Genomic DNA, 17,896 nt, shown 5'->3' on the forward strand with positions numbered 1-17,896 from the left:
CCTCATGACAACGAAATGTTGTCACCGAGCCTAAAGCTTGTCTTTTCATTGTGTCAATACGAGGCAGAATCAAACCCGTATCGAGTCTGAGGAGACAACAAAAATGAAGATTCTGGCAGAGATCGAGCAGATTCAGGACGAGATGATAGCGATCAGGCACGCTATCCACGCGCATCCGGAATTGGGCTTTGAAGAGTTTGCAACCAGCGACCTGGTGGCGCAAAAACTTGCGCAGTGGGGCTACGAGGTGCATCGCGGCCTGGCTGGCACCGGCGTGGTAGGGCAGTTGTGCAACGGTGATGGCCCGCGCATTGGTTTACGGGCCGACATGGACGCGCTGCCGATTACCGAGGAGACGGGCCTGGAATATGCCAGCACCCAGGCGGGCAAGATGCACGCCTGCGGCCATGACGGCCACACCGCCACCCTGCTGGCAGCGGCCAAGGTATTGGCGAGCACCCGGCGTTTCAGCGGCACCTTGAACGTGATCTTCCAGCCGGCGGAAGAAGGCCTGGGCGGTGCCCGCGAAATGGTCGAACAGGGTCTGTTTGAGCTGTTTCCGTGCGATGCGATCTTCGCCATGCACAACATGCCGGGCTTCCCGCAGGGCAAACTGGGTTTTCTCGCCGGGCCGTTCATGGCCTCATCCGACACGGCGACGATCACCCTGAACGGGGTCGGTGGCCACGGTGCGGTGCCCCACAAGACCGTAGACCCGGTGGTCATCGCGGCCACCTTGACCCTGTGCCTGCAAAGCGTGGTATCGCGCAATATCGACCCGCTCGATACCGCGATCGTCAGTGTTGGCTCCATTCATGCAGGTTCCGCTGCGAACGTGATACCGGCTTCCGCCAAATTGCAGGTCAGCGTGCGCTCTCTGCGCGCCGACACCCGCGACCTGTTGCAAACCCGCATCACGACGCTGGCGCAGCACATCGCACAAAGTTACGGCGGCAACGCAGACGTTCATTACAACCGCCGTTACCCGGTACTGGTCAATGACGAGCTGGAAACCGAACTGGCCCGCAACGCAGCCCTGGAATGGTGCGGGGAAGAAGGTCTGATCGAGAATATGCGCCCGCTCACTGGCAGCGAAGACTTCGCCTTTATGTTGGCAAAGTGCCCGGGGTCGTACCTGATTATCGGCAATGGCGACAGTGCGCAGAACGTGATGTGTCACCATCCCAAATTCGATTTCAACGACCAGTGCCTTTTGGTCGGGGCGTCTTATTGGGTGAAACTGGTGGAAAAAATGCTCCAGCACACTGCTGCTGTTAATTGAGGCTCGGATTCGATCATGGAAACTACTTCATCTGAAGCGTCTGCCGTGCCCGCGCGTTCATCGGCGCCGGTCCAGCCCAGCAGGACCAAAAACATCGCGGCCGTCACTATCGGCAACGGCCTGGAGTTCTACGACTTCACGGTCTACAGCTTTTTTGCCACGGTTATCGGCAAACAGTTTTTCCCCATGGAAGGCTCAAACCAGCTGTTGTTGGCGTTCGCCACCTACGGCATCGGTTTTTTCATGCGCCCGCTAGGCAGCATTTTGCTCGGCCAATATGCCGACCGGGTAGGGCGCAAGGCCGCGATGGTATTGACCCTTTGGTTGATGGCCATCGGTTCGCTGATTTTTGTGCTCACGCCCACCTATGGGCAAATCGGGATCGCCGCGCCGTTGCTGATCGTGTTCGCCCGGCTGCTGCAAGGTTTCGCGATTGGCGGCGAAGTCGGCGCTTCAACGACCTACCTGATGGAAAAAGCCGAGAGCCACGAGCGCGGTTATTTCACCAGTTGGCAGTTCTTCAGCCAAGGCCTGAGCGTGTTGCTCGGCGCCGTGGTGGGCCTGAGCGTGAACTACGCCCTGACCGAAGAACAGGTGATGGCCTGGGGCTGGCGCCTGCCGTTCGTGATCGGGCTGCTGGTAATCCCGGTGGGTTCGTACATGCGCCGCCACTTGCAGGAAAGTGACCAAGTGAAGCGCGGCGTCAGCCATCGCTTGCGCTGGAGCGAGCATAAGCGTGTGTTGGCCGCTGGAATCCTGATCGCCATCGGCGGCACGTCGGGCTCGTATGTAATCCTGCATTACCTGTCCAACTTTGCCGTGGCGCAGTTGCATCTGCCGCTGTCGGCGGGGATCTGGACCGGCTGCGCGGCGGGCGCCGTGCAAATCGCGCTGGCGGTGGCTTCCGGGCGGGCCTGCGATCGCTGGGGGCGCAAGCGGATGATCTTCTGGTCGCGGCTGGCGTTGTTGCTGTTGATCTACCCGGCGTTCGAGCTGGTGCAGCACTCGCCCACATTGCCCACGCTGGTGCTCGTGGCGAGCACCCTGGCCGCGCTGCTGGTGTGCAATACCGTACCGTCGCTGGTGTTGTTGGCGGAGATTTTTCCCGCTCAGGTCCGGGCCACCGGCCTTTCGGTTACCTATGCCCTGGCCAGCATCGTTTTCGGCGGCTTCGCGCAGTTCTTCTGCACGCTGCTGATCTCTCTTACCGGCAACCCCAGTGCGCCGGCGTTTTACCTGATTGTGTGCGGGCTGGTTTCCCTGCTGGGCCTCATGCTCGTCAAAGAACCCACTCAACGTTAACCCAGAAGTAACGGAGCTAATCATGACTACCTCAACTACGCGGTACGGGCGTGTTCGCCCTCAGTTCTTCCGGCTGTCGATGCTGGCAGCGGCAATGTTGTGTTCAACCCTGGCGGGCCAGTGCATGGCCAATGAGGCCAACGTGCGTGCTGAAGCCGATCAGGCACGGGTGGACGCCCTGCTGAAAAAGATGACCCTGGACGACAAGTTCAACCTGATCCGCGGCATGACCGAAGCCGATGCCACCAACCAGGGCCAGGCCGGCTACCTGCCGGGTGTACCGCGCCTCGGCGTGCCGGCCCTGCGCATGGCAGACGGCCCGCCCGGCATTTTGACCCGCAAGGCCTCGATCATTCCCACCTCGACCATGGGCCTGGCCGCCACCTTCAGCAAACAGGACGCCTTTGATAACGGCACGGTGATCGGCGAGGAGGCCAAGCGCCTGGGCATCGACGTAGCACTGGAACCCTTCATCAATATGTTCCGCGACTCGGGCTTCCGGCGCGGCTGGAACACCTACGGCGAGGACCCGCTGCTGACCGGCAGCATGGGCGCCGAGGTGATCAAGGGTATCCAGGGCCAGGGCGTGATGGCCCAGGCCAAGCACCTGGTCGGCTATGACATGACCGGCTTTGATGTGAGCATTCCCGAGCAGGCCCTGCACGAGGTGTACCTGGCGCCGTTCCAGGACGCGGTGGACGCGGGCGTGGCCTCGATCATGTGTTCCTACAACAAGCTCAATGGCGAATTTGCCTGCGGTAACGAGCAATTGCTGGAGCAGCTGTTGCGCAAACAGATGGGTTTCAAGGGCTTTGTCACCTCTGACTGGGGCGGCGTGCACAGTGCCCAGTACGTCAAGCGCGGCATGGACATGGAGATGCCCGGGCGCATCAATGAACAGCACCCGTTCTGGGACATCATGCGTTCCTACTACGACAACACCGAGCAGCAACAGCCGGCGTTGCACACGTCCATGGGCAGCATGAAAAAAGTCTTCGCCCGGCCAATGCCGGAGGAGTGGATGGTCGGCCAGCGGCCAAACGTGCTGCTGGGGCAGTTCCCCAACGACGAGAAGCCGAGCAACCTGTTTGAAGCCCTGCGGGACAAGACCGTCCGCGAGCAAGACATCGACAAGGCCGCCGGGCGGGTGCTGGGACAGATGGAGCGTTTTGGCCTGCTGGACAAGGGCAGCCACCAGCCGCAGTCGACCCCGATGGTCGCCGGGTTGTCCGAAATCGTGCGCCGCACCAGCGAGCATTCGGCGGTACTGCTGAAGAACCAGGACCATGTGCTGCCCCTGTCGAAGGACGATCTCACAAGCCTGGCGATGATCGGCCCGGGCGCCTTGCAGCCGGTGGCACTGGGGGTTTCCGCCGAGCACGCAATCGGCATGCCCGAGCTGCAAGTCGGGCCGGCCAAGGCCCTCAAGGCCATTGAACCCAGCGCCGAGATCAGCGTGGCGGTAGCCAATGACATGACCGGCGTTGCTATCCCGGCAGACCGGGTGTCGTTTGAGGGCAAGCCTGGGTGGGTCAGAGTCGACGCAGGGCAGGGCAAGCGTGACAGCCAATTGCAATTCACCGGCGCGAACGCCGTGGCGGCCAACACCTTGCCGAGCTGGAAAACCCACCTGACGATTGACCAGGAAGGCGACTACAACCTCAACCTGCACATGCTCGGCGCGGGCGCCGTGCTGAAGGTCGACGGGAAAATCATCGGCGAAAGCAGTTCGTTGAAAAATGCCCTGCACGGTGATGTGGTGCACCCGGGGCAGGATGCCTTGATGCCGACCACCGATGGCCTCAACAACGTGCGGCGCATGGTCAAGTTAAGCCGTGGCGAGCATCTGCTCGAAGTCAGCACCTACAACGACACCTCCGCCGCACCGGTTCAAGTACGCCTGGCGTGGGTCACGCCGGCCATGCGCGAAGCCAACCGGGCCCAGGCACTGGCCGCCGCGCGCAACGCAAAAAAGGTGGTGTTTTTTGCCTGGGCGCGCACCGACCCGCAGTTCGGCTTGCCGGGTGACCAGGACAAACTGATCGAAGAGATCGCCGCAATCAACCCCAATGTAGTGGTGGTGCTCAACACCAGCACCCCGGTCGCCATGCCTTGGTTGGGCAAGGTCAAGGGCCTGGTGCAGATGTGGTGGACCGGCGATGAAGGCGGCCCGGCGACCGCGAACATCCTCACCGGGCACAGCAACCCGGCCGGCCGCTTGCCGTTTACCTGGGCCAGCAGCCTGCAGGATTATCCCGCCACCGACCCGCGCTTCCCCGAGCGTGGCCAGCAACTCGATGGCGTGGTCAGCTACACCGAAGGCGTCAATATCGGCTACCGCTGGTTTGAGTCCCAGCACAAGGCACCGCTGTTTGCATTCGGCTACGGGCTGTCCTATAGCCGCTTTGACTACAGCGCGCTGCAAACCCATCGCCTGGGCAATGGCGACCTCAAGGTCAATTTCAAACTGACCAACAGTGGTGGCGTTGCGGGGGATGAAGTGCCGCAGTTGTACCTGAGTGCGCCCCAACAGCAGGTCGACGGTGCCGAGTTCGCGCCGCAGACACTGGTGGGCTTTGATCGAGTCAGCCTCAAGGCCGGTGAGACCCGGGACGTGTCGATCATCGTGCCGCTGCGCAAGCTCCAGTACTGGGCCGTGAAGACTCAGTCCTGGGAACTGCCGCGAGGCCAGCGCACCGTAAAGCTTGCCAGTGCGTCAGACAACGTGAGGGTCAGCCAGCCCGTCTCGTTCTGATCGTTACACCCCATAAAAATAAAAATATCCAGGCTTTAGCGTCACCTACCTCTTGAACGTCTGCGCCATTGCCTGGTGGCGCAGCGGGAGCTTTTACCCATGAATTTCTCGATTCGTCCTGCGGGACAAGGCTTTTGCGTGCGTCATCGTTTTATCCTGGCATGCCTTCTGGCGCTGGGCAGTGTGCAGGCCGCCATGGCCATCGACCTGATCAAGACCGACAACGACCGCCTGGAGCTGCACGCCCAGGGCATTTTCGCGGCCAACGACAAGGTCTATATCCAGGGCCGCCACACCGGCAGCATCGGCCACCGTATCAACATGATCTACACCCATCAGCTCAACGCACAGTGGGCCGTGGGCATGCGCCAGGAGTGGGCCTACGACCCGTTCTACTACGACGGCAGCGCCGCCCAGACCAAGCGCTTCCAGTATGTGTTTGTGCGTAACGCGCGCTGGGGCCAACTGAGTTACGGGCAGCAAAAATCCCTGACCTTTGACATGGTTGGCTCGATCACTGACTGGTACCTGGGCTATGGCACCAAAGGCCAGGGCACGTTCAATGGGTACGGCGGCAACCAGTTGCTGGGTTTCTCGCGGCCGAACAAAACCTTGTATTACCGGGTAAGAAGCGACGATTTCGAATTTGGCGTGATGTATGGCATGGGCACCGGGCCGGTGCACAACTCCGTCAACCCAAGCAGCGTGGGTGCTGGCAAGTTTGTCGACAGCTCCCGCGATGCGTTGTACCAGGTCGGCACGGTCTGGCGCCCGGCGGAGCACTGGTCATTGCGCCTGGCCTATGGCTACACCGAAATGAGCGAACGCTCACTGGACGCACAGGCCCAGCTCAACACCCGGCACCCGAATGTCGAAGGCTGGTTGTCAGGGGTGACCTACACCAATGCACCCTGGTATCACGCCGTGGTGTATGGCGAGTACCGCAACCTGAACGCATCATCCCCAACTTCCAGTGGATACCGCGAGGCCAAGGCGCTGGAGTCCTACAGCAGCTATTCGTTTCCGGAAATGGGCGAACTGGGTTTTTTCAAGGCGTACGGCGGAATAAACCTGTTCTCTGACAAGAACAGCTCGGGGCGCAGCGGCTATTCGGTGGCCGGTTTTGCCCTGATCACCCTGCATGACAGCCTGGCCATCGGCCTGGAGCGTAAGTTCGACATGGCGAGGAACAAGCAGGGCAACTACACGGGCCAGGATGAGTACGAATTGGTTGCCAAGTACTACTTTTAACTAAGGTGCCTTGCCGTATCAGCATCCTGCTGGGCAATCGCCATTTCTCGCTGAAGCGTTCTTGATACCGATCCAGGACGCCGGGCTGCAAACTTACCTGCCCTCGACGGCGTCGACAAAGGCGGCCAATGCAACGAATGGCCGCTCGCGCCCTCATACACTAACCAACGGTGCGGCGATGCAAGTTCAAATGCAGTTGCCGGAATCGACTACTTCATGACGCAGGTGAGCGATGTATGACGGATGTTGAGCACAATCATGTGGCCTGGCTGGTAGAGCAATCGATGCTGCAGGCCGCCAAACAGCGCGCCAAACTCTACTCGGGGCAGGGCCGGTTATGGCAACAGCCTTACGCCCATACCCGGCCCCGTGATGCTTCAGCGCTGGCGTCTGTGTGGTTTACGGCGTACCCGGCGTCCATCGTCACCCGCGAAAACGGCAGCGTACTGGAAGCCCTGGGCGACGAAACCTTGTGGCATGCGCTGTCGAAAATCGGTATCCAGGGCATTCACAACGGCCCACTGAAACGCTCGGGCGGCCTCATGGGCACCGAGCACACGCCGACCATTGACGGCAACTTTGACCGCATCAGCTTCGACATCGACCCACAACTGGGCACTGAGGCCCAGCTACAATCGCTGGTACGCATGGCTGCCGCGCACAACGCGGTGATCATCGACGACGTCATCCCGTCCCATACAGGCAAGGGCGCAGACTTCCGCCTGGCCGAAATGGCCTATGAAGACTACCCCGGGCTCTACCACATGGTGGAGATCCGCGAGGAAGACTGGCCGCTGCTGCCCGACATCAGTGAGGGCCGAGACGCGCAGAACCTCAGCCCGCAGCAGGTCGATGTGCTCAGAGACAAGCACTACATCGTCGGCCAGTTGCAACGGGTGATCTTCTTCGAACCCGGGGTCAAGGAGACCGACTGGAGCGCCACCGATGTGGTGGTGGGCGTGGACGGCAAGCCCCGGCGCTGGGTCTACCTGCATTATTTCAAGGAAGGCCAGCCATCGCTGAACTGGCTGGACCCCACCTTCGCCGCGCAGCAGATGATCATTGGCGACGCGTTGCATGCCATCGACGTGATGGGCGCAAAAATCCTGCGCCTGGACGCCAATGGCTTCCTCGGCGTGGAACGAAAACTGGAAGGTAACGCCTGGTCTGAAAGCCATCCGCTGTCGATCACCGGCAACCAGTTGCTCGGCGGTGCGATTCGCAAGGCCGGCGGCTTCAGCTTCCAAGAGTTGAACCTGACGGTGGACGATATCGCTGCCATGTCTCACGGCGGCGCCGACCTGTCCTACGACTTCATCACCCGGCCGGCGTACCAGCACGCGTTATTGACTGGCGACACTGAATTCCTGCGCCTGATGCTGCGCGAGATGCATACCCTGGGCATCGACCCGGGTTCGCTGATCCACGCCTTGCAGAACCATGACGAGCTGACCCTTGAGCTGGTGCACTTCTGGACGCTGCACGCCCATGACACCTACCTGTACCAGGGGCAGACCTTTCCCGGCGGCATCCTGCGCGAGCATATCCGCGAGCAGATGTACGAGCGCCTGGCTGGCGAACATGCACCGTATAACCTCAAGTTCGTGACCAATGGCGTGTCGTGCACCACCGTCAGCATCATCACGGCAGCGCTGGGCATTCGCGACCTTGAGGCGATTACCCCGGCAGACATCCAACAGATTCGCCAGATTCACCTGCTGCTGGTGATGTACAACGCGATGCAGCCGGGGGTGTTTGCGCTCTCCGGTTGGGACCTTGTCGGTGCGCTGCCATTGCCGGCAGAGCAGGTGGCGCACTTGATGCTCGATGGCGACACCCGCTGGATTCACCGCGGTGCCTACGACCTGGTAGACCTGAACCCCGATGCGTCGCACTCCGCCGGCCAGATGCCACGCCCGAAAACCCTGTATGGCAGCCTGCCCCGTCAATTGAACGAGCCGGATTCGTTTGCCTCCCAGCTGCAAAGAATCCTCGCGGTGCGCCGTGCCTACGACATCGCCGCGAGCCGCCAGATCCTGGTACCTGACGTGCAACACCCGGGCCTGTTGATCATGGTCCACGAACTGCCGGCGGGCAAAGGTACCCAGATCACCGCACTGAACTTTGGCGCTACACCCATCACGGAAACCTTGCACCTGCCCAATATTGCGCCTGGGCCTGTGGTGGACATCATCAATGAGCGGGTGGAAGGAGATTTGACCCCGGAGGGTGACTTCACCATTACGCTGGATGCGTATGAAGGGTTGGCATTGCGGGTGGTCAGCAGCTCGCCGATGATCTAGTCCGGGCCTCAAACAATCGGGCTGGACTTGAACACACCGCTGAGTACAAAAGCGTAGCGCTCCGGGCGGATGTAAAACGTGGTGCGGTCGCAGCAGTGGCCGTTGGCGAAATAAGACGTGCGTTCCATCACCAGCAACGCCGTACCGCGTTTCACGTTCAGGGCACCGGCCAGGCTTTTGTCGGCTGCCTGGGCGCGGATAGCCAGGTCGGCGCGGCTCACCGGCATGCCGGTCACCGTCTCCAACACCGAGTAGATCGGTTGGGTCTCCACCTCGGTCCACACCACGCTGGCCAACTCGGCGGGCAGGTGGCTGCGGCCCAGCGCGATCGGCTCTTCATCGACAAAATGGAGGCGTTCCAGCAACAGGCAACGCCCGGCACCCCCGAACAACTCGCGCAATGCTTCCGGCACCGGCTGTTCTGTGTGGCTGATCACCCGCATGCTCGGCTTGAGCCCTTGCAACAGCAGCGCTTCATGAAAACTGCGCAATGCATCAAGGCCGTGTCGCACCTGTTTGGCGGACACAAACGTGCCTTTGCCTTGCTTGCGCTCAACCACACCGTCGTCGCTGAGTTTGCCCACGGCCAGGCGTACGGTGACGCGGCTCACGCCAAACCGTTGGCCCAGTTCGGCCTCGGACGGCAGTTTGCCGCTGGGTTCAAAATCGCCGCGCTGGATTTCTTCCCGCAGTCGATAGGCGATCTGTTCGTAAAGTGAGGTGGTGCTGTCGCGAAGAATGGACGTGGACACTGGCAAGTTCCGTGACCTGGGAGTAGTGCGGCCGCAGCCTTCACTTCTAAGGTTATAAAAATAGGTTATTAGGACAACTTGTATTAATACGTATTATGTCAGGCATATCCATTGTAAACGACCTGACGACACTTGCCATGCCCAAAACCAACGCGAACGTACAGCCCCAAGCAGATGCGCTGACGGTTGATGACATCAGCTTCAGCTACCCCAATGGGCATCGGGTGTTTTCCGGCTTCAGCCTGAAGGCCAAGCCCGGCGAATTCGTCGCGATCCTCGGGCCGTCCGGGTGCGGCAAGACCACACTCCTGAATTTACTGTCCGGCTTCCAGCAACCCCAGCGCGGCCAGGTCAGCATCAATCAGGCGCCTGTGCATCCCGAACGGTCTGAGTTGGGCTATGTGTTCCAGTCGGCGCAACTGTTTGCGTGGTTGAGTGCCCTGGAAAACGTGCGTTTTGGCCTGCGCATGTGTGCCACGACCAGTGAAGCGCAACAGCGTGCGCAGGCGTTGCAGTACTTGCGCCTGGTGGGCCTTGAGCAGTCGGCGCAGTGCTTGCCTCACCAGTTGTCGGGTGGCATGCAGCAGCGCGTATCCCTCGCCAGGACGTTGGCATTGGAACCCAGCGTATTGCTGATGGACGAACCCTTCGCCGCACTGGATGCCATCAGCCGCAACAACATGAATGAAGAGACGCTGCGCATCTGGGCCGAGTTGGGCCAGACAGTGCTGTTCATCACCCACGATATCGATGAGGCGGTGTTCCTGGCTGACCGAGTGATTGTGCTCAATATCGCCCCCGGCGGCATCCACAGCGAACTCAAGATCGACCTCCCGCGTCCTCGCTCCAACCTGAAAACCCGCCGTTTGCAGGCCTTTCTCGACTATCGCAATGAACTGATGGAGCGTATTTCCCACGTCATGGACGTGTCGGCTGCGCCTTCAACCTCCACCCGTCAACCTGAGTTAACCGCATGATCAAACGTTCACTGCTTGCCCTTTCATTGTCTGTTGCCGCATTGGCCGGCACCACGTCAGCCTTGGCGGTAGAACAGAAGCCGCTGCGTGTGGGTTACGTGTTTGCCATGGCCAATGCGCCGGCGTTGATTGCCGACAAACAGGGGTTCTATCGTGAGGAAGGCTTGAATGTCGACCTCAAGGCCCTGGGCGACGGCCCGGTGATCCAGCAGGCGTTGGCCGCCGGTGAACTGGACGTGGCCTATGTGGGCACACCGCCGGTGTACCAATGGTTTTCCCGCGGGCTGCAAAGCCGCATCCTGGCCAAGGTCAACTATGGCCAGGCCGCCGTGATTGTCGACGCCAAGAGCCCGATTACCAGCCTGGAAGCCCTCAAGGGCAAAAAGCTCGCCGGGGTGAAGAAGGGCAGTGGCATGGACGTGCTGCTGCGCGGTTACGTGCTGAAGGAAAAAGCCGGGCTCAACCCCGACAAGGACCTCGACATCATCGATATGCCACCAGGCAACATGAACGCGGCGCTGGAACGCGGCATCGTCGATGCAGCATTTTCCTGGGAACCCTTTGTCAGCCAGTCATTGTTGCGAGGCGCCAGCCGCATCCTGCTGGATGTGAACCAGGCGCTGCCCAATTACCCGTGGTACGTGGTGATCGCACTGCCCAAAACCTTGCAGGAACGTCCCGACGACGTGGTCAAGTTACTGCGCGCCCACCGCAAGGCCATCGCCTTTCTCAATGAGCACCCGGACGAGTCAAACCGCATCATCGCCCAGGCATTCAAACTTGAACCCGTGCAAGGAGCAGACGCCAAGACCATCGCGCCAGAGGCCGTCGTCGCCCAGGCGCGCACTCGGCTGGGGTGGTCGGCGGACCTGCAGCCCACGGATATCCAGTTTATCCAGCGCTTGATGAACTACTCCTACGATCTGGGTTTTATCGACACGCCGCTCAAGACTGAACAGATCGTAGACACCTCCTACCTGGAAAAAGCCTCGCGCTGAGTCAGCCATGCATTTGCCAAAACCCAATTGGGGATGGGCTTCGCTCCCGTTCCTGCTGTTGATCTGGATCGCGCTGGCCAGCCGGTTTCCCACCTACATCCTGCCCCAACCGTGGGATGTGGCGCGCGAAACCCTGCGCTGGATGAGTGACGGTTCGCTGTGGCAGCACCTGCGCGCCAGTGTGCTTGAGGAAATGGGCGGCTTTTGTGCGGCGGTGATTATCGCGATCGTGCTGGGTACGGCCGGTGGGCTGTCTTCGCGCTTTCGCGATTTCATCTCGCCGCTCAATAGCCTGTTCATGGCCATTGCGCCGATCGCCTGGGCGCCGCTGATCATGATCATTTTCGGCCTGGGGTATGTGTCTATCGTGCTGGTGATTTTCATCGCGGCGGTGTTCCCCATGGCCGTGACTATCCAGGAGGGCGTGCAGAGCATTCGCGGCGGTGAAGTGCGTGCCGCCCGCACCTTGGGCGCCAACACCTGGCAATTGCTGGCGCACGTCTACCTGCCGGCATCGCTGCCGTTTGTGACCGCCGCATTGCGCATCGGCTTCAGCCAGGGCTGGCGGGCTCTGGTCGCTGCAGAAATGATTGGCGCGTCCCAGGGCATTGGCTGGATGGTCTCCACCGGCGGGCAGATCGGCAACAGCAGTCAAGTGCTGCTGGGCATCGTGATGATCGGCCTGATCGCCTGGCTGATGGAAAGTTTTGTGTTCCGGCGCATCGAGCGTCACTACCAGAAATGGCGCGTGCAATGAGCCGCGCGCCGTGTAATCGAACCTTCAGTGGACCACTGCACGAGGTGTCATGTGAGTAACGTTTTTGATCCCCGCGAAGCCGGGCATTACATCGCCCCGCAAGGCCTGTACGAACGCAATAAAAGGTTGCCATTCCTCGGCAGTATCAACTGTGACCGAGACACATTGGTCGCCGGCCAATGGGATGAAATAACGCTGGTTTACGAAGTAGGTGGCAGTGGCCTGGCAGACGGTGCGTGGCTGAAGCTGGCGTTCAAGTTCTACTCCGACTGGGCGTTGTTCCAGACATCGAACCCGGCGGGCCCGAACTATGTGAGCGCCGAATATCAGGCGGGCGAGTTGATGCCCGGCCAGAGTCAGGCGACGGTGCAGCACCTGAAAGTACGCTTTGACCAGAAAGGCCACGAACGGCCGTTTCAGAAAGCGATCATCATCGACATCGTCGACGGCTACCTGAACCCGGGCGATACCATCACCGTTCGCCTGGGCGACCGTCGCCAGGGCGGCGCGGGAACTCGGGTGCAGAGCTTTGTCGAGAAAGATTTCCGCTTCCGGTTGTTCATCGACCCGCTGGGCAGCTCGAAATTTGCCGAAGTGCCGGGCGACCCGTTGCTGAACATCGTACCCGGGCCGGCACACAGCCTGCAGCTGATTGCACCCCGGCTGCTGAGTGCCGGCGAGGCTTTCGACGTGCTGTTGCGGGTGGACGATGCCTGGGGCAACACCTGCCGCAACTTGCCACTTGAGGGCGTATTGACCCTGCTGCCCCCCGAAGGCGAGGCACAGCGGCACCCGTTCACGTTGGCGCTGGAGGGTTGGGCGACGGCGCGGCTTGAAGGGTTTGAACTGGGCGAAGTAGGGGAGTGGCGCCTCTCGGCTGAAGTGGTAGCCCCGGCCGTGCGGGGCGCGCAGGCGTTTGTCAGCGTCGACCCGGCGGGCCACGCCTTGCGCCCGTTGTACGCTGACCTCCATGTGCATTCCGATGACACCGTGGGCACCAACGACACGCTGTACAACCTCAGCTACGGTCGCGACGTGGCCGGGCTCGATATCCTTGGCTACACCGCCAATGACTTCAACATCACCGAGCAGCGCTGGGACCAGGCGGTCAATCTGATCCGCGAGCTGAACGAGCCAGGGCGTTTTGTGTGTTACCCCGGCACTGAATGGTGCGGGAACTCCTGCGCCGGCGGCGACCGCAACGTGGTGTTCCTGCATGACCGCAAACCCGAGTTCCCGTTCGACAACCAGGGCCGACTGGTGCGTTCCTTCGAATGGAACGAATTCACCGCAGGCACCATTAAGCCGGGAGCCTGGCCGGTGGACGAATTGTATGCGGCCTATGCCAAGGACCCGGAAGGCCACCTGATGATGCCTCACGTCGGCGGTCGCCGTTGCAACCTCGACTGGCATCACCCGGAGCTCGAACGCCTGATTGAAGTGGGCTCGGCATGGGGGCAATTCCATTGGGTCTACGCCGAGGCGCTGCAACGGGGTTACCGGGTGGGCGCTGCCGCGAACAGTGATGAACACCAGGGCCGCTGTGGCGGCGGGGTTCCGGCCACCGCAGTGTTTGGTTCGCGGGGCGGGCTGACCGGGGTTGTGGCCGAACAGTTTGATCGCGCCAGCGTCGGCAAGGCATTGCGCGCCCGGCGCACCTTTGCTACCACTGGGGAGCGGTCATTTGCCAGCCTGCGCCAGGGGCAGCATTTCATGGGCGAGGTGTTCACGGCCGACGCAAACGCCACGCTGGACTATCGGCTGCTGGGTGAAGCAGGCTGGGAGCAGGTCGACCTGTTTGACGGTGACAAACTGATCTGGTCGCGCAACCTGCACCAGGAGCTGGGCTTTTCTGCCCAACGCATCCGCCTGCGGTTGGGCGGGGCACGGATCAAGGATCGCTATCGCGGTGCCTACTGGACCGGCGAGATTCGCGTGACGGGGGCCATAATCAACGGCTTCCGTGCGCTGGGGCTCGACCATCCGGAGCAAACCGTATGGCGCAAGGATGCAACGGCCCTGGCCTTTCGCACCGACACCAACGGTGACACCGACAGCATCGAGATCGACGTGTCACAACTGGCCGGCGCGACGTTGCAGATTAACAGCCGAATCGACAATTACATCAAGGTGGGCGATCCGTCCGAGCCTCAACCCTACGTCCATGCGCCGTCGGTATTGATGGCGTTATCCGGCGAGGACTTGCTGGCCCACTCACAGGTGGTGCAAGACCTGCCCGGCGCAGAGCTCAAAGTGTCCCTGGAACGAACCACTGACGCGCCGCTGCCGCGAGAGTTGCAAGGCTGGATCGACTTGGCGCAGTTGAATCTGCAACCAGGTCGCGAGCATCCGTTGTTTATTTGCGCGCGGCAGCGGGACCAATCGAGGGTCTGGACGTCGGCATTGTTTCTGACCTTACCCTAACGTTCCCGGTCTCTAGCCACCATGGGCTGATACTTCATTATTCTGGCCAGGGACCGGCCGCCCCACCTCCTGATGGTGCGTGGAGCCAATAAACATATACATCGCCGGCACCATGAACAGCGTCAGCACGGTGCCGATCGACAACCCGGCAAAGATCACCAGCCCCATGTCATGCCGCCCCGCAGCCCCCGCGCCGGAAGCCCACACCAGCGGCACCACGCCCAGCACCATTGCGGCCGTGGTCATCAAAATTGGCCGCAGGCGCACGCCGGCCGCTTCTTCTATTGCCTCGCGCTTGCTGTGGCCCGCGCGCTGCAGCTCGTTGGCAAACTGCACGATCAGAATCCCGTGCTTTGTGATCAACCCCAACAACGTCACCAGGCCTACCTGGGTGTACACGTTGATGGAGGCGAAGCCCATGGTGATGAAAGCCAGTGCGCCAAACAGTGCAGGCGGTACCGAAAACAGGATCACCACCGGGTCGCGAAAGCTCTCGAACTGGAACGCCAGCGCCAGGTAGACGATCAGGATCGAGAACATCAGCAAGCCGAAGAACCCACCGGATTCCTGCATGAACTGGCGCGACTCGCCGGAGAAGTCCGAGGTGTAGCCCGAAGGTGCAATGTTGGTGAGGATCGTGTTGAGTTTCGCCAGCAGTTCGCCCTGGGCCACGCCACTCACGCCCGACAGGGTCGCGGAGTTGAGTTGCTGGAAGTGGTTGATTGACTCGGGCTGCGTCGAGGTCTCGATATGCGCCACGGTACGCGCCTGGATCATCGCGCCTGCGGGCGTGCGAATGTAGTAATCGAGGATCTGGTCGGGGTTGAGCCGGTCGACTTGCAGTACCTGGGGAATGACTTTGTACGAGCGCCCGGCGGTGGAGAAGTAGTTCACGTAGTTGCCGCCCAATGCGGCAGACAGTGCCGCGCCCACGTCAGCCTGGGTCATACCCAGTGCGGCGATTTTTTCTCGGTCCACCACCAGCTTGGCTTGCGGCTTGTCGAGTTTCAGGTCCATGTCGGAAAAGTAAAACAGCTGTTGTTTCTGGGCCTCGGCCACCACCGCCTGGGCGACTTCATTGAGGTTTTCCACCGAGTCGGTGGTGGTGATTACAAACTGCACCGGCAAACCTTGGGCGCCCGGCAGCGACGGCAACGGGAAAGCCGCGATGGTGGCACCCGGTACCTGGTTCCATTTTTGCTGCAGTTCCAGTATCACCTGGGCTTGGGAACGCGTGCGGTCATCCCAGGTTTTGAGCAGTACACCGCCCAGGCCCTGGTTGAGAATAGGCAGCCCGGTCAGCTGGAACATCTGCGCGTATTCAGGCTCTTTGTTGGCGATCTGGAAAACCTGGTCGGCAATGCGCTCCATCTGCTGTGGCGAGGCAGTCGGCGGGCCTTTGATCTGCATGAACACCAGGCCCTGGTCCTCGGTGGGCGACAGTTCGCTTTTGGCGGTCAGGCCACTGGCGGCCACCAACAGGAACAGCACGAAGCCAAACGTGACCAGCACCGGCCACACGTTCAACCCGCCTGAGAGCACACGGTGGTAACGGCCCCGCAGCCAGTCAAAATACTGATCGAGCTTGCGCGCGAAGCGTCCTTCTTCCTGGCCGGACTTGAACAACCTTGAGGTCATCATCGGCGAGAGCGTCAATGCCACCACCGCAGAGACGGTCACCGCACCCGCCAGCGAGAAACAGAATTCCTTGAACAATGCACCGGTGAGGCCGCTGCGCAGCCCGATGGGCACGTACGCGGCAATCAACACCACGGTCATCGCGAGGATCGGGCCACCCAGTTCCCGCGCGGCGATCAGCGCGGCCTCCAGCACGCCTTTGCCTTCCTCCTTGATATGCCGGTCGACGTTTTCCACCACGATAATTGCGTCGTCCACCACCAGGCCGATGGCCAATACCAGCGCAAGCAGCGTCAGCAGGTTAATCGAGTACCCCAGCAGGTACATGATGAAGAACGTCCCGACCAGCGACAGCGGGATCGCCACCAGCGGCACGATCACCGCACGGAACGAGCCGAGGAACAGGTAAATCACCACCGACACAATGATCATCGCCTCGACCAGGGTTTTCACCACCTCATAGATCGAGGTGTTGATGAACGCCGTTGAGTCGTAGACGATCTCGCCGCGCACCCCGGCGGGCAGTTGGGATTGCAGCTCGGGGAAGGCCTCGCGCACGCTGTCGGCGACCGTCAGGATGTTCGCATTCGGCGCTGCCTTGATGCCGATGAACACCGAGCGTTTGCCGGAGAACGCCACGCTGCTGTCGTAGCTTTCGGCGCCCAGGGTGACGGTAGCCACATCCTCCAGGTACACCAGTGCATCGCCTTTCTGCTTGACCACCAGCCGCTTGAATTCATCCACCGTGTGCAAGTCGGTGCCGGCCGTGAGGTCCACCGTCACCGTTTGCCCGCGGGTAGAACCGACGGCAGACAAGTAGTTGTTGTTGGCCAGCGCGGTGGAGACGTCCTGCGCCGTTACGTTGTGCGCCGCCAGCTTGTTGGGGTCCATCCAGGCGCGCAGGGCGAACTGGCGCCCGCCGAGGATTTCTGCGGTCTGTACGCCCTGGATCGAGTCCAGCTTGGGCTTGACTACTCGCACCAGGTAATCGGTGATGTTATTGGTGGCCAGGGTGTCGCTGTAGAAACCCAGGTACATCGCGTCTGTGGTCTGCCCGACCGCCACCGTCAGCACCGGCTCCTGGGACTGTGCCGGCAGCTGGTTCTTGACCGAGTTGACCTGGGTATTGATCTCGGTGAGCGCCTTGCTGGCCTCGTAGTTCAGCCGCAACGTGGCGGTGATCGTCGAGACGCCGGTAATACTCGTTGAAGACAGGTAGTCGATGCCCTGGGCCTGGGCGATGGCCGATTCAAGCGGCTGGGTGATAAAACCGGCCACGGTGGATGCGTCCGCGCCGTAGTAGGCGGTGGTGATGGTGACCACGGTATTTTCGGTGCGCGGCCATTGGTTCACCGGCAATTCGAAGATCGAACGCAGCCCCAGGATCAGGATGAACAGCGAGACCACGATGGCCCAGACCGGCCGATGAATAAAGGTATCGGTAAGCTTCATGGGAC

Annotated in this window: 11 protein-coding genes; 9 read left to right on the forward strand and 2 right to left on the reverse strand. The window is 61.1% G+C overall.

Features of this window, described 5'->3' with window-relative positions; translation table 11 throughout:
• The first annotated feature begins 103 nt into the window (after window positions 1–103).
• The 5 genes from RGV33_RS16050 (at window position 104) to treS (ending at window position 8,893) form a co-directional block, all read left to right on the forward strand.
• Complete coding sequence (locus tag RGV33_RS16050; protein WP_322145122.1) at window positions 104–1,282, forward strand: M20 aminoacylase family protein; 1,179 nt, start codon at window positions 104–106, stop codon at window positions 1,280–1,282.
• A gap of 15 nt (window positions 1,283–1,297) precedes the next feature.
• Entirely contained in the window at window positions 1,298–2,584 is a 1,287-nt protein-coding gene (locus RGV33_RS16055; RefSeq protein WP_322145123.1) for an MFS transporter, read from the forward strand.
• Between the two features lie 22 nt (window positions 2,585–2,606).
• Window positions 2,607–5,339, forward strand: a complete 2,733-nt coding sequence (locus tag RGV33_RS16060; protein ID WP_322145124.1) for a glycoside hydrolase family 3 protein — start codon at window positions 2,607–2,609, stop codon at window positions 5,337–5,339.
• 99 nt (window positions 5,340–5,438) lie between these two features.
• The gene (locus RGV33_RS16065) at window positions 5,439–6,590 is read left to right on the forward strand and encodes a porin (protein ID WP_322145125.1); all 1,152 of its coding nucleotides are present in this window, start codon (window positions 5,439–5,441) and stop codon (window positions 6,588–6,590) included.
• Between the two features lie 236 nt (window positions 6,591–6,826).
• Complete coding sequence (treS, locus tag RGV33_RS16070) at window positions 6,827–8,893, forward strand: maltose alpha-D-glucosyltransferase (protein WP_322145126.1); 2,067 nt, start codon at window positions 6,827–6,829, stop codon at window positions 8,891–8,893.
• 8 nt (window positions 8,894–8,901) lie between these two features.
• On the opposite strand, the gene RGV33_RS16075 is transcribed toward treS, so the two are convergent.
• Window positions 8,902–9,645: a GntR family transcriptional regulator gene (locus RGV33_RS16075; protein ID WP_322145127.1), complete on the reverse strand. Its 744-nt coding sequence runs from the start codon at window positions 9,643–9,645 to the stop codon at window positions 8,902–8,904.
• Between the two features lie 137 nt (window positions 9,646–9,782).
• On the opposite strand from RGV33_RS16075, the gene RGV33_RS16080 reads away from it, so the two are divergent.
• Genes RGV33_RS16080 through RGV33_RS16095 form a run of 4 tightly spaced genes read left to right on the forward strand, consistent with a single transcriptional unit; the run spans window position 9,783 to window position 14,801 of the window.
• A complete protein-coding gene (locus tag RGV33_RS16080; protein ID WP_322145128.1) occupies window positions 9,783–10,622 on the forward strand; it encodes an ABC transporter ATP-binding protein in 840 nt (279 codons plus the stop codon).
• Complete coding sequence (locus tag RGV33_RS16085) at window positions 10,619–11,620, forward strand: ABC transporter substrate-binding protein (protein WP_322145129.1); 1,002 nt, start codon at window positions 10,619–10,621, stop codon at window positions 11,618–11,620. The genes RGV33_RS16080 and RGV33_RS16085 overlap by 4 nt, the downstream gene beginning before the upstream one ends.
• Window positions 11,621–11,627: 7 nt before the next feature.
• Window positions 11,628–12,377 carry an ABC transporter permease gene (locus RGV33_RS16090; protein WP_322145130.1) on the forward strand — a complete coding sequence of 250 codons (750 nt, stop codon included), beginning with the start codon at window positions 11,628–11,630 and terminating at the stop codon, window positions 12,375–12,377.
• Window positions 12,378–12,428: 51 nt separating this feature from the next.
• Window positions 12,429–14,801 (forward strand): hypothetical protein, encoded by a 2,373-nt coding sequence (locus tag RGV33_RS16095; RefSeq protein WP_322145131.1) that lies wholly within the window; start codon window positions 12,429–12,431, stop codon window positions 14,799–14,801.
• A 12-nt stretch (window positions 14,802–14,813) separates the two neighbouring features.
• On the opposite strand, the gene RGV33_RS16100 is transcribed toward RGV33_RS16095, so the two are convergent.
• Entirely contained in the window at window positions 14,814–17,891 is a 3,078-nt protein-coding gene (locus RGV33_RS16100; protein ID WP_322145132.1) for an efflux RND transporter permease subunit, read from the reverse strand.
• Window positions 17,892–17,896 lie beyond the last annotated feature (5 nt).

The sequence above is a fragment of the Pseudomonas sp. Bout1 genome (assembly GCF_034314165.1).
Taxonomy (GTDB): Bacteria; Pseudomonadota; Gammaproteobacteria; order Pseudomonadales; family Pseudomonadaceae; genus Aquipseudomonas.

Coding starts and splice junctions, on each gene's coding strand:
- RGV33_RS16050 (WP_322145122.1), top strand. CDS start 104: ATGAAGATTCTGGCAGAGATCGAGCAGATTCAGGACGAGATGATAGCG.
- RGV33_RS16055 (WP_322145123.1), top strand. CDS start 1,298: ATGGAAACTACTTCATCTGAAGCGTCTGCCGTGCCCGCGCGTTCATCG.
- RGV33_RS16060 (WP_322145124.1), top strand. CDS start 2,607: ATGACTACCTCAACTACGCGGTACGGGCGTGTTCGCCCTCAGTTCTTC.
- RGV33_RS16065 (WP_322145125.1), top strand. CDS start 5,439: ATGAATTTCTCGATTCGTCCTGCGGGACAAGGCTTTTGCGTGCGTCAT.
- treS (WP_322145126.1), top strand. CDS start 6,827: ATGACGGATGTTGAGCACAATCATGTGGCCTGGCTGGTAGAGCAATCG.
- RGV33_RS16080 (WP_322145128.1), top strand. CDS start 9,783: ATGCCCAAAACCAACGCGAACGTACAGCCCCAAGCAGATGCGCTGACG.
- RGV33_RS16085 (WP_322145129.1), top strand. CDS start 10,619: ATGATCAAACGTTCACTGCTTGCCCTTTCATTGTCTGTTGCCGCATTG.
- RGV33_RS16090 (WP_322145130.1), top strand. CDS start 11,628: ATGCATTTGCCAAAACCCAATTGGGGATGGGCTTCGCTCCCGTTCCTG.
- RGV33_RS16100 (WP_322145132.1), bottom strand. CDS start 17,891: ATGAAGCTTACCGATACCTTTATTCATCGGCCGGTCTGGGCCATCGTG.